Source organism: Robiginitalea aestuariiviva (assembly GCF_029537735.1).
Lineage (GTDB): Bacteria > Bacteroidota > Bacteroidia > Flavobacteriales > Flavobacteriaceae > Robiginitalea > Robiginitalea aestuariiviva.
The window spans coordinates 1,152,866-1,168,752 of record NZ_JARPUQ010000001.1 but is presented as its reverse complement, the minus strand read 5'-3'; the positions used below and the strand labels follow the sequence as shown (position 1 = coordinate 1,168,752).

Here is a 15,887-nt window from a genome sequence, read left to right as displayed (position 1 = left end):
AAATCCGGCGCTTTAAAAACGTTATCCGCAAGCCTTACGGATTCACGGTCCAGGAGACGTAGAAAATGGATCCCACGGCCCCGGTACCTACTGCAGAGAAATACTCATCGCCCAGGATGTTGGAGCCGCCCGCCTTGAATACGGACTTGATGGAAGGCACATTATAGTTTACCTGCGCATCCAGCACACTGTAGGAATCGATGATGCCATCCGCAAAGGTATTTTGCCACAGGTACTCATCAGACCAGCGATAATTTACATTGAATCCGAAATTCTTAAAGAGCTCTGTATGCCCAAAGGAGGCCTTAACCTTATGGTTCGGGGCGTTAAACTGCGTCCGGAAATCCGGATTGGCCGTTTCATCGAAATCCTGTTCGATATAGGCGTAGTTCGCTCCCAGATCAAAACCGCCAGGCAGCCGAATATCCACCCCGGCATTCACGCCCCAGGAGGTTACATCCACAGGGGAATTCGTGTAATTCTGGTACACCTCAACATCACCATTCTGCAGGGCAGCAAGTGCCAACTGGTCGGGGCCTTCCGCCGTTCCAATAGCAGCACCCGGAGTACCGGTATCCCCATAGAGGGGTACGAGCACCAGGGTATTGGCAATGAAATTCTTATAGCGGTTGTAATATCCACTGATATCCAGGGATACACTGCCGATTTTTCCGCGGTACCCGGCTTCGTAGGCTGTAATTTCCTCGGGCTTTACCAGGTCCGTCAACGCGGCTGTTGGTGCGCCTGCCTGTACGGAAGACAGGGAGAATGCATTTTCATAAGCAGCCCGGCCTACTACCGTGGCCCGCTCATTCCCGGTAATGGCCTGTCCACTGGTGCTTAAATCGAACTGGCGCACATCCCGGTCCAGGTTGTCGGGTGCAGAACCTACAAGTATCGCAGCACCGGCATTCAGACCGATAAACAAGTCCTGGGTGGTGGGGTTCCGGAAGCCCTGCTGAACGGATACCCGAAGGTTATGGTTCTTTTCAGGGCCCAGGGTTGCAAGCAGGGAAGCCCTGGGGGACCAGAAGCCGTCGAAGAATTCATTCTTGTCGTAGCGGGCGGAAACTGTTGCTTTGATGCGCTCATCCCAGAATTTCCGCTGCGCCTGGATGTATGCGCCATATTCATTATAGGAAATAGGGCCATCTGTATCTGTGAAAATAGTACCGCTGGAATTCAATATGTACTCCCGGAAAGAGCCTCCAACCTGGATGTCGGCCACTTCTGAGGTCAGGTGGCTGAAATTGTAATTCCCGTTTACGTGACGGAATTTGGTGTTATCGATGAATTTAGCCCCGGTCTCGAAATTTCCGTCCTGGGATACGGCCCGAAGGGCATTTTCAAACTGGGGGGTGCCAGGGAGGTAACGGCCCTGGTCTGCCGCCTGCCGTGCCACAGCGTGAGCAGTAGCTTCATCCAGTTGCACACCGGTTCCCACCCCGAGGCGTGCCCCGATGAAGGTCCTGGCATAGTCCGTAAACCAATCCACATCGGACTTCCAGCGCCGGTTGATGTTAATGGCCGCAAAACGCGTATCATAAGAATTTCCAGCGTTTTCGGACGTTTCATAGGCCCGGATAAAGAAGTTGTCGTTTCGGATTTCCACCCGGTGCTGCTGCAGGATAAAATCCCGGATCGCATACCGGTTGGCACCCTGATAAATGGTATTTCCCCGACCTACGCGGCCATTATAGATGATTTCAAAATCATTGCCCCAGGGGCGGTAATGCACGGAGAAATCGGTTTTAACACTCTGCGCATTGTAATTGAGCAGGTCTCCTTCGTCATATCCGGTACGGGAAACCCTGGCAGACCCTACCGTTCCGGAGGGCAGCCCGGCTGCGGCATCAAAGTTCAGCAAGGTACTTACCTCGTCCCCATACACGTTCAGGCCATTGTAATTCGGGTTGGTCCGATCTGCTCCCGGGTTGGCAAGGTCAACAACACTGTTGGCGTGCCAGTCCTCCCCTTGCAGGAAGGAGAAATTCGCTTTTACAGCCAGCTTGTCGCTGAAGGCGTGGGCGGCCCGGATACCGAAATCGTAGTATTCATTGTCCCCGGCAGCCTCCTGGGAAGTAATCCCAGTTTTAAAATAAGCGCTGATCCCCTGGTAATCGAAGGGGTTTTTACTGGTCATAAACAGAATCCCGTTAAAGGCGCCGGCCCCATAGAGGGCGGAGGAAGCACCGGGCAGGATCTCAACACTCTGCACCTCCAGTTCGGACATCCCCACCAGGTTTCCGAGCACGAAGTTTAGGCCGGGGGCAGTGTTATCCATCCCATCAACAAGTTGCAGAAACCGGGTGTTGGCAAAGGTGGCAAAGCCCCGAGTGTTTACGGATTGAAAGGTTAAACTGTTCGTATTGATATCGACCCCTTTCAGGTTTTGCAAACCGTCATAAAAGGAAGGGGCAGGTGTTTTTGCAATTTGCTTTAAACCAAAGCGCTCGACAGATACGGGCGATTCAAAAACCCGCTCAGGAGTCCGGGAAGCCGAAATCACCACCTCGTCCAGGAAGGTCTGTGCCTCCTGGAGGGTAATATTAAGGGTTTGCCCGTTGGCCGTAACATCTGCCATAGCTTCGGAATACCCGATACTGGTAACCCGGATCTGGAAGGGGGGGGCCTGGGTAGTCTCCAGGGTAAAGTTACCGTCAAAATCTGCGGTGGTCCCTACGCTGGTCCCTACCACTACGATATTAGCGCCGGGCACCGGTTCTCCGTTTGCATCGGTTACCATCCCGGAAACACTGGTCTGGGCGAACAATCCGGCACCAGCCAGGAGCATAAATGAAAGAAGTAGTGTTCTCATGTGCTTTGCTTAGTTTGCTTTATTCGGTTGAAAGGCAAGATACCAATTTTTTCAGATGCGTTATCATAATTTCACAAAATTATGCACGCATAACATCCAAGTCCGGAATATTATCCTGCTTTTCCTGTAAATACCGCAATAAATGGGAGTTACGGCCCTGTTTTAGGCTGCGAATCAGCCCGTGTAAAACCCGCCCTAAACCCGGAGCCTCCGGAACCTGGAAGGGATGTCCTTACCGGTATGGCAACTTTTACTCTACCGTTACGGATTTGGCGAGGTTTCTGGGCTGGTCCACATTGCATCCCCGCATCACCGCGATATGGTAAGACAAAAGCTGCAGGGGGATGGTGGTCAGCAAGGGGGAAAGGCATTCGGAGGTCTCCGGGATTTCCACCACATGATCTGCCAAATCGCAAACCTGCTCGTCACCTTCGGTTACCACGGCAATGATCTTGCCCTTGCGGGATTTGATCTCCTGGATGTTGCTCACTACCTTCTCGTAGTGCCCCTTGCGGGTAGCAATCACAATCACCGGCATGTGCTCGTCAATAAGGGCAATGGGGCCGTGTTTCATTTCTGCCGCCGGGTAGCCCTCGGCATGGATATAACTGATTTCCTTGAGCTTCAAAGCGCCCTCCAGGGCCACCGGGAAATTATAGCCCCGGCCCAGGTACAGGCAGTTGGTGGAATCCTTGTAGGCCTCGGCAATAAGTTCCACGGCCGGGTTAGTTTCCAGCACCCGCTCTACCTTTTCGGGTATGGCCTCAATCTCGGTGAGTAGTTCGTAATAACGGGATTCCGAAAGGGTACCGTTCTCCTTGGCCAGTTTCAGGGCCAGCAGGGTAAGTACCGTAATCTGGGTGGTAAATGCCTTGGTGGAAGCCACCCCGATTTCCGGCCCGGCGTGGGTATAGGCCCCAGCGTCGGTTTCCCGGGCTATGGAAGACCCTACCACGTTGCAAATCCCGAAAACAAAGGCTCCCTTGGATTTGGCCAGTTTAATGGCGGCCAGGGTATCCGCCGTTTCACCGGACTGGGAAATGGCAATCAGCACATCCTTGTCGGTAATGACCGGGTTGCGGTAACGGAACTCCGAGGCGTATTCCACCTCCACCGGGATGCGCGCCAGGTCTTCAAAGATGTATTCGGCCACCAGCCCCGCGTGCCAGGAGGTCCCGCAGGCTACAATAATGATGCGGTTCGCATTGCGGAAACGTTCCAGGTTCTGGTCAATCCCGGCCATTTTAATCAGGCCCTGGTCTACCCGGATCCGTCCCCGGAAGGTGTCCTTGATGGCGTGGGGTTGTTCGTAAATCTCTTTCAGCATGAAGTGCTCGTATCCGCCCTTCTCAATGGCCTCCAGATTCAGCTGCAGCTCCTGCACGGCCGGGTAGGCAATGGCATCGTCCTTGATCTTGCGGAGCTTGATTTCCTTGCCCCGTCTTACAATAGCCATTTCCTCGTCTTCCAGGTACACGGCATTGTTGGTGTATTCGATAAAGGGGGAGGCATCCGAGGCGATAAAGAACTCGTCCTTCCCAATCCCGATGGCCAGGGGCGAGCCCAGTTTGGCCACCACAATCTCATCCGGTTTGGTCCGGTCAAAAACGGCAATCGCATAGGCGCCAACCACCTGGTTCAGGGCGATCTGAACGGCCTTGCCCAGCTTGACATTTTCCTTCTTCTTGACCTCCTCGATCAGGTTCACCAGAACCTCGGTATCTGTATCGGAATGGAATACATACCCCCGTTGGGTAAGCTCCTTTTTGATGGCTTCGTAATTCTCGATAATGCCGTTGTGGATGATGACCAGGTCCCCGGAGTTAGAGGTGTGGGGGTGGGCATTGCGTTCATTGGGCTCTCCGTGGGTTGCCCAACGGGTATGCCCTATGCCGATAAAACCGTCCAGGCCCAATTCCGCCCCGGCCTTGGCCCTCAGGTCGTCTACCTTCCCGGGAGTACGGGACACCTGAATGCCGGTGCCGTCGTACAGTGCGATGCCCGCACTGTCATAGCCCCGGTATTCCAGGCGTTGCAAGCCCTTAACGATTATGGGATAGGCCTCCCTATGGCCAATATATCCAACGATACCACACATAGCAATACGTAATTTTCGAGTCCAAAGATAGGATTAAAGCTACAACATCCCGGAAGGGGGCATCGCATTTGCCGGATGAATGGCTTAAAATTTCTGCGAGGCGCAGTTTCAGGGGTTCAGCTCGGTGTAATGGATCTCCAGACGCAGCCGGCGCGGGTCGGCCGCATCTACGTTACTGCCGATGAGTACCGTACCCAGGGGGCTCAGCGAACTACTAACGGGCATAACCTTTTCCGGGCCTTCTGCACCCGGCACCTTTAAACGCGAAGTGCCATCCAGGCGCAGGTCCGGGGTGATCATCAGCCCCAGGCGGGCATTCGCGGAATCCCGGATTACAATGTTGTTGATGTGCTCGGTAATATTCACCGAATACCGGTCTGCAGCCCCACCATCAGTTTGTATAAACCCGTCATAATTCAGGTAGGCCCCGGAAGCGCTATTGGCCGTATTGGTCTCCGTCAGGGGGTTGTACAAAGGCTGGTTGGTTTCGGCATTGTACACATACAACCGGGGCGGCGCCACAGGGTTACCCGCCTGGGCCTGGGCGTCCCGGTCTACATAAAACACCAGGTAGGCCGCATTGATCAGCCAGTTTTCCTGCTGCAGGCGATTGATCATCTCACTCCCATCCAGTTCCAGTTCGGCATAGGTGCCGCTCCCGCCTTTAAGGTAAATGCGGGATACATTTTGATCAGTGCCTATCTCGTCGGCCACCTCAGCGGGATAAGCTTCTTCGATTAAGGTGTTGACTGCATTTCCCCGAATCTCGGAATTGCCCCCGCCGGAAAGCAGGAGGAATTCATACTGGGAAGACGCGCGTTCTTCCTGGTCTTTGACATCGTACTCGTACTGCAGGGTTACCCGGGCCTGGGTCAGGTCCAGGAGAATCATCAGGTCCTTTCCGCTCTCCGGGGTCAGGCTCAGGTGCAGCCCGCGGATAAAGTCATGGAAGTTCTCGTTGCTCAGCAGTTCGGGCTCCCCTTCCTTATCCAGGAAATTTTCCTGGAAAAATTGCGGGTCCAGGTCTACCAGGATCCCGGGGGATCTGCGGTCGTCCACCGTTTGGGACTCGTCTGCCTCGGTGTCGGGGTCGTCCTCTTCAAAGGTCAGGATCTCCGTATCCGAAATAGTGACCGGCCCTTCAAACAAAACGTCCGACACAAAAGCGGGGCTGATCTCCAGGTTGGAGAAATTCAGCTCAGGTTCCTGATAGCCGGTATTCGGGTCCAGATCGTTCAGGAAATAGGTAGAGCGTTCCACTTTCAGGGTAAAGGTTTGTTCGCGATCCCCGTAAATGCTGTCAAGCTCCCTTTTTTTCGGGAAGATATTGCTTGGGGTGAGGGTGTCTTCCCCGTCGTCTATCCCATCCCCGTCCGTATCGGCGTTCAGGGGGTCCGTCCCGGCAATCCGCTCCTGGTTGTTGGTAAGTCCGTCCCCGTCGGAGTCGTTGTTGGGGTCGTCTTCAAATCCCGGTTCCTGGCTGTCGATTACCCCATCCAGGTCTGAATCTTCGTTCCCATCGATAAAATAGGGCAGGTACAGCTGAACGGAAGTCAGGGTTTCATTTTCGGCAATGGCATCCGCATCGGTGTTTTCCCGCAACTGGGAATACACCCCAAAAGCTGGGTTCCCCTGGTTGTTGGCCAGGTTAAGCTGGGCGGTGATCCGGCCTTCGGTACGGCCGTAAATGGGGTTGTTATAGACTCCCAACTGGTAAACGGGCAGGCGGTTAGTGGGCACCGCATCGATTTTGCGGTTATAGGCAAAGACGTCGTAGTTCACTTTGCCGGTTCCGAAGGGCTCCCCCTGAATGACACCCTGGCCCAGGGTAAGCGGGTCTTCCTGGCAGGAAACCGCAACAAGCAAGAGGCAGAACCCCGCAAGGGCAGGGTAAAGCAATCGTTTCATATCCGCTTAGTTTAGCACTTCGGTATTATAGAACTCGGCATACGCTTCCTCAAATTCCTGGAGGGGCACGTAGGGCAATACCGGTTTATCGACCTTTGCGATGTAATCCCCCAAATCCTGCGGGATATCGTCGGCGGCTAAGATAACGGCGTCCGAATAATCTATGGCTATTTTTAACAAATTATTGTAGGACGGGGCCTTCAGGGTGTCCACCTGGGGTTCAGGAAGGTTGTCGAAGGCTATTTTATCGGAAAGTTCCGGGTTTAGTTCCCCTTCGAACCCGCGGCCGTACACGGAAAGGACAATTTTACTGTCCGCAAAAAGGGGTTCGTCCGCATAGTACTCCCGAAGGTACAGCGGAAGCAGGGAGGCCATCCATCCGTGCACATGGATGATGTCCGGGGACCAGTTGAGTTTTTTTACGGTTTCCACCACGCCTTTGGCAAAGAAGATAGCCCGTTCGTCGTTATCCGGAAAAAGGGCTCCGTTCTCATCGGCAAAAGTGGCCTTGCGTTTAAAGTATTCTTCGTTGTCGATAAAGTACACCTGGATACGCTCCTTGGGAATGGAAGCCACCTTGATGATCAGGGGCTGGTCCATATCGTTGATCACCAGGTTCATACCCGAAAGCCGGATCACCTCGTGCAGTTGATGCCTGCGCTCGTTGATGTTCCCGTAACGCGGCATAAAGATCCGGATCTGGCCGCCTTTGCTGTTGACCATCCGGGGTGCTTCATAAGACATCAGGGAAACCTCGTTTTCGGGTAAGTAGGGTACTAATTCTGAAGATACAAACAATATCTTTTTACCATTCATAGAGGGTGGTGTTTGATTCGCGAGGCAACGCAGGTGCAAAAGTACAAAAATTATGAAGAATACCTGTAATTATAGTAAGTTTGCACGCTGTTTATGGGCCATATGCGACTGTTGAAAACCAAATCCGAACTCCGGGAATTTACCCGGGAAGCGCGCCGGGACGGCGGGACACTCGGGCTGGTGCCCACCATGGGGGCCCTGCATCGGGGCCACCTGGAGCTGGTTAGACGTGCATTGGCTGAAAACCAATCGGTTATCGTAAGCATCTTTATTAATCCCACTCAATTCGACAAGGCCGAAGACCTGGCGAAATACCCGCGTACCCTGGAGGCAGATATGGAAGCTCTTGGGAAGGTAGACCCGGGGCTCGCCGTATTTGCCCCGGACATCTCGGAAATGTACCCGGAGCGGGTGGATGCAGACCGTTATGACTTCGACGGCCTGGACCGCGTGATGGAAGGCGCCCATCGGCAAGGGCACTTTGACGGGGTAGGCACCATTGTGGAGACCCTGCTTCGCCTGGTAGGCCCGGACCGCGCCTACTTCGGGGAAAAGGATTACCAGCAACTGCAGATCATCCGCAAACTGGTGGAAACCCGGGAAATCCCGGTGGAAATTATACCCTGCCCCATCGTCCGCGAAGCGGACGGGCTGGCCATGAGTTCCCGCAATACCCGCCTGCCCGGACCCCTGCGGCAGCAGGCCCCATTCCTGTATGCCACCCTGCAGGCTGCCAGGGCTTTATTTGGCACGAAAAGTGCTATGAAAGTAAAGGAATATGTGAGGGCGCAATTTGCCGACCATCCGGATTTCAGCCTGGAATACATCGAGATCGCAGATGCCCGGACCCTGAAGCCGGTAAGCCGCAAGCAAGCCGGAAAAAAGTACCGGGCCTTTGCCGCCGCCTATCTGGGCGGGGTACGGCTGATCGACAACATCGCCCTGAATTAAGTATCTTTGCCCCATGCAAATTGAAGTAGTCAAGTCCAAGATTCACCGCGTAAAGGTAACCGGCGCCGACCTGAATTATATCGGCTCCATTACCATCGATGAAGACCTGATGGACGCCGCGAATATCATTCCTGGCGAAAAGGTGCAGATCGTGAACAACAACAACGGCGAGCGCCTGGAAACCTATGCCATCCCCGGCCCCCGGGGCAGCGGAGAGCTTACCCTGAACGGGGCTGCTGCCCGCAAAGTGGCTGTAGGGGATATTCTGATCCTGATCACCTATGCCTGGATGGCAGTGGAGGAAGCCCGTAACTTCAACCCGGCCCTGGTATTCCCCAACGAAGCCACCAACCTCCTGAACTGACCTTGAGCCCCCGCCTGAAAAGAGCGCTGAAGATTCTCCTGCCCATTGCCCTGGGACTCTTCCTGATCGGTTATTCCTACCAGATGACCTCCCCGGAAGACCGCAGCGAGATTGTGCGGTATATCCGGGAAGCCAACCTGTTCTGGGTGGGCATATCCGTCCTGATCGGCATCCTGAGCCACGTGAGCCGGGCCATCCGGTGGAATTACCTGCTGGAGCCCATGGGGTACCGGCCCAAATTGCGGAACAACATCCTGATCATCCTGATCGCCTACCTGGCCAATCTGGGCATTCCCAGGTCCGGGGAATTCCTAAGGGCCACTGCCCTGGCCACCTACGAAGACGTACCCTTCCAGAAAGGTTTCGGGACCATCGTTACGGAGCGCATTGTAGACCTCATTATGCTGCTGCTGGTAATCCTGATTACCCTGGCGGCGCAAACGGACATTATCCTGGGGTTCCTCTCCGAACAGGGGCTGGGCCTAACCGGCAGCATTGTGCTGCTGGTTTGCGGGGTAGGCGGCCTTTTTGTGCTGCGGGCCTTCCTGCGCCGCTCTTCCCACCCCCTTGCCAACAAGGTACGCGGGTTTGTACGGGGTTTGCTGGAAGGCGTGTTGAGCATTTTTAAAATCCGACGCAAATGGGCCTTTCTGGGCCACACCCTCTTTATCTGGACGGCCTATTTCGGTATGTTCTGGGTGATCAAATACACCGTGCCCGAAACCGTGCCCTTAAATACAGGCGAACTCCTGGTTGCCTTTGTAGCCGGCGCCTTCGCCATGACCGCCACCCCGGGCGGGCTGGGCCTCTACCCCATTGCCGTTAGCCAGGCCCTGGCCCTTTTCGGGATCAGTACCGTCTCCGGGGATGCCTTTGGGTGGATTATGTGGATTGCCCAGACCCTGATGGTCTTCTTCTTCGGTGCAATATCTTTCCTGCTGCTGCCGTTATGGAACAGGGCCAAATAACGGCCTCCCCGCAGAAACCAATCCCATGAAACGTCTCCTTTCGGCCCTGCTTACCGCAGCCAGCCTGATGCCCCTTTCGGCCCAGGTAAAACAAGAAATCTTCGAGTCCTTCAAATTGCAGGAACGGCGCGATGTAACCTATTACATCCCCGAAAACTACACCCCGGAAAAGCAATACCCCCTGGTGGTGGTCCTGGATGCCGAACGCCTGTTCCACCAGGTGGTGGCAGCTTCGCGCTACCACAGCAAATACCAGGGTATGCCCGAAGCCCTCATTGTGGGCATTCACCAGGAAAAAGACGAATTGCGCTGGTACGATTGCGCCTTCGAGGAAGACACCGGATTACCCTCGGACAAGGGGAAGGGCTTCTTTGAATTCATTGGCCTGGAGATTGTCCCCTATATGGTGAGCGCATACAATGTGGCGCCCTTTAAAATGATAATAGGGTACGACATTACCGCCAACTTCGGGAACTACTACCTGTTCAAAGAGCGGAGCCTGTTCAATGCCTTCATCAGTATTTCCCCTTTACTGGCACCGGAAATGGAATCCCGCATCCCGCAACGCCTGGCGGACCTGGAGCAGCAGATCTTCTACCACCTGATCGCAGACGGACGGCCCGGGCCGGACCTGCAGCGCTTTAACGCCCTGGATGCCCAAATCCGGCAAATAAACCGGGACGGGCTCCACTATTACTACGACCTGTACCCGGAGGCCGATGAAAACGCCATCGGCGCCTATGGGATCGGCAAGGCCTGGGACCGCACCTTTTCCCTTTTCAAGCCGATCAGCCCCACGGAATACCGGGAAAAAATCCTGACTTCGGACGAACCTGTTTTTAACTATCTGGAAAACAAATACGCTACCATCGAGGACCTGTTCGGCTTCCGCAAGCGGGTGGAACTGGACGATATCCTGGCCATCTATGCCGGGTGCCGCAAAAAGGAAGACACGGAATCCCTGAAGCCCCTTTCGGACCTCTGCAAGGAAGCCTTCCCGGATACCATGCTCGGGTTTTATTTCGAAGCCGAATACTACGAGCAGATGGGGGAACCCAAAAAGGCCCTCCGCACCTTTGAAAAAGCCTTTGGCATGGAAGAAATCGACTTCCTCACCAAGGAAATGGCACTGGAAAAAATGGATGCCCTGAAAGCGGATTTCGGGTTCTAAGCCCTTCCCGTACATGTTGTGAGTTCCGGCTGCCCGGTCTATCTTTAACCCAAAGAAGGACCCGGCATGGCCAAAACCAAAACAGCTTTTTTCTGCCAGCAATGTGGCGCCCAGTATGCCAAATGGCAAGGGCAATGCAACGCCTGCAAAGCCTGGAATACCATTGTGGAGGAGGTACTCGAAAAGGAATCCCCCGCCGGATGGAAAAGCGGGCAGGGCGGACCGAAAGCTTCCAAACCGCTCCCCGTGGGCGAAATCCGGGCCGAAGCGGAGATGCGCATCCCGCTGGGCGACCCGGAACTGGACCGGGTACTCGGGGGCGGGCTGGTGCCCGGCTCCCTCACCCTGCTGGGCGGGGAACCCGGCATCGGGAAAAGCACCCTGATGCTGCAACTGGCCCTGAAGCAGCCTTTTAAAACCCTATACGTCTCCGGGGAGGAAAGCCAGCGGCAGATTGCCATGCGGGCACAGCGTATTGCCCCCGGGTCCGATGCCTGTTACATCCTGACGGAGACGAATACCAGCCGCATCTTCAAGCATATCGAAAGCCTGGAACCCAACCTGGTGGTGGTAGACAGTATCCAGACCCTCCACTCGGATTACCTGGAAGCCGGGGCCGGGAGCATCTCCCAGATCCGGGAGTGCACGGCAGAGCTCATCAAATATGCCAAGGTTTCGAACATCCCGGTGGTTTTGATTGGGCACATCACCAAGGACGGCAGTATTGCCGGGCCCAAAATCCTGGAGCACATGGTAGACACGGTGCTGCAGTTTGAAGGGGACCGCAACCACATGTTCCGGATTATCCGGGGGCTTAAAAATCGCTTTGGCTCTACCTCGGAGCTGGGCATTTACGAAATGAAGGGGGATGGGCTGCACCCCGTAGCCAACCCTTCGGACATCCTGATTTCCAGAGGCAGCGAAGCCCTGAGCGGCACGGCCATTTCGGCCACCGTAGAAGGGGTGCGCCCCTTATTGATCGAAATCCAGGCCCTGGTCAGTACCGCGGTGTACGGCACCCCCCAGCGGTCCGCCACCGGGTTTGCCCCCCGCCGCCTGAACATGCTGCTGGCGGTGCTGGAAAAGCGGGCGGGGTTTAAGCTGGCTGCCAAAGACGTGTTTTTGAATATTACCGGCGGCATACAGGTGGACGACCCTGCCATTGACCTGGCCGTGCTTGCCGCCATCCTCTCCAGTACGGCAGACATCCCCGTACCCCGGGATTACTGTTTTGCCGGCGAAGTGGGCCTTGCCGGGGAGATCCGACCCGTACCCCGCATAGACGCCCGCATTGGCGAAGCCGAAAAACTCGGGTTTTCACGCATCTATATTTCTTCCCATGCCAAAAGGGGCAAACCCAAAGGCGGGATCCAGATTGTGGGGGTTGGGAAGGTGGAAGACCTGATGCGTTCCTTATTCAGCTAAGACCGTTTCCAGGCCTGCATGTATTCCGGTAAAAGTTTCAGCCCCTGGCCTTCGGCCGCTTCATATTCCTTTTTGTCCTTGCCTGGATCTGCATAATATATCATGTTGGCGTACAGATAATACATCAATAACCGGTTGAAATAGTCCAGGGAGTCGTCCGCAACAATCTCCAGAAGTTCCCGCTTAATTTCCGGCGCAATACTGCTTTCGGACAACGCCCTTCCCACACGCCAGATGGTCCCGAAATAGTGATTCCTTGAAGGGTTCTCCGTTCGCAGGCTAATGCCGTACATCAGTTCAGGCACATCGATCTGCAAGGCCTCGAGTTCCTTCAAATAGGTTAAACGGGCATCGTAAGCGTAGCTCCCATCAGACATACGGTCCATTCGGTCGTTCATGATATCCAGGTGCGAACGCAGGAAAATATCCCACTGCCTGGATTCCGCAGCCAGTTGGGCAATTTGCATGGCGTGCACCCTGGGACTATTGTCCTGACTGCACATACCAACAACGCGGCGGCGGCGTTTGAGTTCCAGGGCCTGCAGGAGCGAAATATAGCGGGCTACATACATTTCCAGATTCCCGTTGGAATTCCCGGAAAGGCGTGCCTCGTCCAGGGCCTTCTGTAATTGCACCTTAAAAGCGGAGGTTCGGCTGCAGGTGTCCGCCACATAAAGTTCCCGCTCCTGCTGCCATTTGGACAGGTTCGCATTATAGGTATTATAGGCCTGGTCACTTCCTTCTTCCGGAAACTTGGGTGCGCGTTTGCCGAATTTCCGGTTGATGTAACGCTCCAGGCCTTCCCAGGCCATGTTTCGTTCGAATCCATTGCTTCGGCGGGCATCCTCCAACAGGACCGTCGCCGTAGTGTCTACCATACATTCGCTGTACATCAGATACCGGGCATACCGCTCCGGCAATTCCGCTGCAACGAAAGGCGCATCCAGGTATAGGACCCCGCCCGGGACCCCAATCCAACGTTGGCCCCGTTGCTTCTGAAAGTCCCTGTTACCCAGATAGAAACTGGTCTCTTTCAGGCTTCGGTATATCCGTGTATGATTTTTGCCCCTGTATTCCACGTTTTCAGTCAGGACAAAGTGCTCCTGCTTGGGAGGTTCCTGCCCAAGGCTATCCAGGAAGGCCTGGAGGGACAACGTTTCCGCCGGCAGCCGAAAGTGTTCCAGCCTGGCATTTTCGATTGGAATGAAATACCCCGTTGTCTGAGACCTTGACCGAAAGGTCTTGTTCAGGTCACATTTTCGGAATGCCGCATCCTTTTCAGCAATAAGTTCACGCAACTCGGCGACCGCAGGGGGCGAATAAATCAACCCGTTTTCAAACACGTTAAACTCCTGGGCCCGAACCTGGGTCGACAACCCGATCAAAGACCAGAGAAAAATTTGGAAGGTTTTCATATCCAGTGGTTTTAGAACACCAGTTTACGGCGTCCTTTTTGGTTAAACCACCGGGAATGAGGGAAGGGTCTCTATGGCTTAGCCATTAAGGCGCCGGGTTGGGGTACCGCTCGTGTACCCCTTCGATTTCCTCCAGAATTTCCGGGGTCAGCTCCACATGGATGCTGTCGATATTCTCCCGGAGTTGCTCCATACTGGTGGCCCCGATAATGTTGCTGGTCAGGAAAGGGCGGGTGTTGACATACGCCAGGGACATCTGCGCCAGGCTTAGCCCGTGCCGGTCTGCAATGGCCTTGTAGGCCTCTGTGGCCTTAACCGCAGTTTCCCCGCTGTAACGGCTGTAATTCGGGAAAAGGGTTACCCGGGCCTTTTCTGGCTTTTGCCCCCCAAGGTACTTTCCGCTTAGCACCCCAAAGCCCAGGGGAGAATACGCCAGCAACCCGATTTTGGAGCGGTGTGCGATTTCCGAGAGGCCGACTTCAAACAAGCGGTTGAGCAGGCTGTACGGGTTCTGGATGGTGATCATGCGCGGCAAGTCATGTACCTTGGCTTCCTCCAGGAACCGCATGGTTCCCCAGGGGCTTTCATTAGAAAGGCCCACCTGCCGGATTTTTCCCTCCTGGATGAGTCGGGAAAGGGTTTCGAGCACCTGGTGGATGTTGTCCTGCCAGTGGTCCGAAGCGGAATGCACATAGCCCCGCTTTCCGAAAAAGTTGGTCTGCCGCTCCGGCCAATGCAACTGGTAGAGGTCTATATAGTCCGTTTGCAAACGCCTGAGGCTGCCTTCCACAGCCTCCACTATGGAATCCGGGCTAAAGCCTGTGTTCCGGATAAATTTGGTAAAAGGAGCCTTCCCAGCAATTTTGGTAGCCAGTACAATGTCCTGGCGTTTCCCTGTTTTTTTAAACCAGTTCCCGATGTAGGCCTCCGTGAGGGAGTGGTAATCCGAATGGGCGGGAATTGGATAGAGCTCCGCCGTGTCGAAAAAGTTGATGCCCTGTTCCGCGGCATAATCCATCTGCTCATGGCCTTCGGCTTCGGTATTCTGCCGGCCCCAGGTCATGGTGCCCAGGCAGATCTTACTCACGCGGATGTCGGTGTTCGGGAGGGTAGTGTATTGCATACAGGAGTTGGTTTAAATGTTATTCGCTGAGTTCCAAAAGGATGGGGCAATGGTCGCTGTGCTTGGCCTCAGAAAGGATAACAGAGCGTTTAAGGTGCGGTTCCAGAGGCGCGCTTACCATCCCGTAATCCAGGCGCCAGCCCTTGTTGTTGGCCCGGGCATTGGCGCGGTAGGTCCACCAGGTGTACTGGTGGGGGTTCGGGTTAAAATGCCGGAAGCTGTCAATGAAGCCGCTATCGATAAAATTCCCGATCCATTCCCGCTCTACGGGCAGGAAGCCGGAGACGTTTTTATTGCGCACGGGGTCGTGTATATCTATGGGGCGGTGGCAAATGTTGAAATCGCCCAGGACCACCAATTCGGGCCTCTCCTGACGCAAGGCATCCACGTATTGCTGGAAATCTGCCATGTATTGGAGTTTGTGCTCCAGCCTGGCGATGTTGGTCCCGGAAGGCAGGTACAGGCTCATTACGGAGACGCCTCCGAAATCTGCCCGCAGGTTCCGGCCCTCAAAGTCCATGTACGCAATCCCGGTGCCGTATTCCACATGGTCCGGCCGCTGCTTGGAGAGGATGGCCACCCCGCTGTAACCTTTCTTCTGGGCGGGATACCAGTAATGATATGGATATCCGGCCTTTTCAAAGACCTCCAGTTCCAGCTGGTCTTCCTGCGCCTTGATTTCCTGCAGGCAGATCACATCGGGATCTGCTTGCTGCAACCAGGTCAAAAAGCCCTTGCGCAGGGCAGCCCGTATTCCGTTCACATTGTAGGAGGCAATTTTCAAATCGATCCGATTTCGGTGCAAAAATAGCCCTTTGCGGGCAGCCCTG

General features: G+C 54.8%; 12 protein-coding genes. 5 read left to right on the top strand and 7 right to left on the bottom strand.

Features of this window, described 5'->3' with window-relative positions; translation table 11 throughout:
* Window positions 1-34: 34 nt before the first annotated feature.
* The 4 genes from OZ410_RS05175 to OZ410_RS05160 form a co-directional block, all read right to left on the bottom strand.
* Window positions 35-2,818 (bottom strand): TonB-dependent receptor, encoded by a 2,784-nt coding sequence (locus OZ410_RS05175; RefSeq protein ID WP_277706853.1) that lies wholly within the window; start codon window positions 2,816-2,818, stop codon window positions 35-37.
* A gap of 250 nt (window positions 2,819-3,068) precedes the next feature.
* On the bottom strand, window positions 3,069-4,916 hold the full coding sequence (gene glmS, locus OZ410_RS05170) for a glutamine--fructose-6-phosphate transaminase (isomerizing) (RefSeq protein ID WP_277706852.1): 1,848 nt from the start codon (window positions 4,914-4,916) through the stop codon (window positions 3,069-3,071).
* A 108-nt stretch (window positions 4,917-5,024) separates the two neighbouring features.
* Window positions 5,025-6,824, bottom strand: coding sequence for a DUF4270 family protein (locus OZ410_RS05165; RefSeq protein WP_277706851.1), 1,800 nt, complete (start codon window positions 6,822-6,824; stop codon window positions 5,025-5,027).
* Window positions 6,825-6,830: 6 nt separating this feature from the next.
* On the bottom strand, window positions 6,831-7,640 hold the full coding sequence (locus OZ410_RS05160; RefSeq protein WP_277706850.1) for a glycogen/starch synthase: 810 nt from the start codon (window positions 7,638-7,640) through the stop codon (window positions 6,831-6,833).
* Window positions 7,641-7,742: 102 nt separating this feature from the next.
* Here OZ410_RS05160 and panC point away from each other — a divergent pair, with 102 nt between their 5' ends.
* The 5 genes from panC to radA all read left to right on the top strand — a co-directional run bounded on the left by panC (window position 7,743) and on the right by radA (window position 12,519).
* A complete protein-coding gene (panC, locus tag OZ410_RS05155) occupies window positions 7,743-8,591 on the top strand; it encodes a pantoate--beta-alanine ligase (protein ID WP_277706849.1) in 849 nt (282 codons plus the stop codon).
* Window positions 8,592-8,604: 13 nt separating this feature from the next.
* The gene (panD, locus tag OZ410_RS05150; protein WP_277706848.1) at window positions 8,605-8,955 is read left to right on the top strand and encodes an aspartate 1-decarboxylase; all 351 of its coding nucleotides are present in this window, start codon (window positions 8,605-8,607) and stop codon (window positions 8,953-8,955) included.
* Between the two features lie 2 nt (window positions 8,956-8,957).
* Complete coding sequence (locus tag OZ410_RS05145; protein ID WP_277706847.1) at window positions 8,958-9,923, top strand: lysylphosphatidylglycerol synthase transmembrane domain-containing protein; 966 nt, start codon at window positions 8,958-8,960, stop codon at window positions 9,921-9,923.
* Between the two features lie 25 nt (window positions 9,924-9,948).
* Complete coding sequence (locus OZ410_RS05140; protein ID WP_277706846.1) at window positions 9,949-11,094, top strand: alpha/beta hydrolase; 1,146 nt, start codon at window positions 9,949-9,951, stop codon at window positions 11,092-11,094.
* A gap of 66 nt (window positions 11,095-11,160) precedes the next feature.
* Window positions 11,161-12,519 carry a DNA repair protein RadA gene (gene radA / locus OZ410_RS05135; protein WP_277706845.1) on the top strand — a complete coding sequence of 453 codons (1,359 nt, stop codon included), beginning with the start codon at window positions 11,161-11,163 and terminating at the stop codon, window positions 12,517-12,519.
* On the opposite strand, the gene OZ410_RS05130 is transcribed toward radA, so the two are convergent.
* The 3 genes from OZ410_RS05130 to OZ410_RS05120 form a co-directional block, all read right to left on the bottom strand.
* Window positions 12,516-13,934: a hypothetical protein gene (locus OZ410_RS05130; protein WP_277706844.1), complete on the bottom strand. Its 1,419-nt coding sequence runs from the start codon at window positions 13,932-13,934 to the stop codon at window positions 12,516-12,518. The two genes, radA and OZ410_RS05130, sit on opposite strands and share 4 nt — an antisense overlap.
* Window positions 13,935-14,019: 85 nt before the next feature.
* Window positions 14,020-15,057: an NADP(H)-dependent aldo-keto reductase gene (locus tag OZ410_RS05125; protein ID WP_277706843.1), complete on the bottom strand. Its 1,038-nt coding sequence runs from the start codon at window positions 15,055-15,057 to the stop codon at window positions 14,020-14,022.
* A gap of 19 nt (window positions 15,058-15,076) precedes the next feature.
* Window positions 15,077-15,841: an exodeoxyribonuclease III gene (locus OZ410_RS05120; RefSeq protein ID WP_277706842.1), complete on the bottom strand. Its 765-nt coding sequence runs from the start codon at window positions 15,839-15,841 to the stop codon at window positions 15,077-15,079.
* Window positions 15,842-15,887 lie beyond the last annotated feature (46 nt).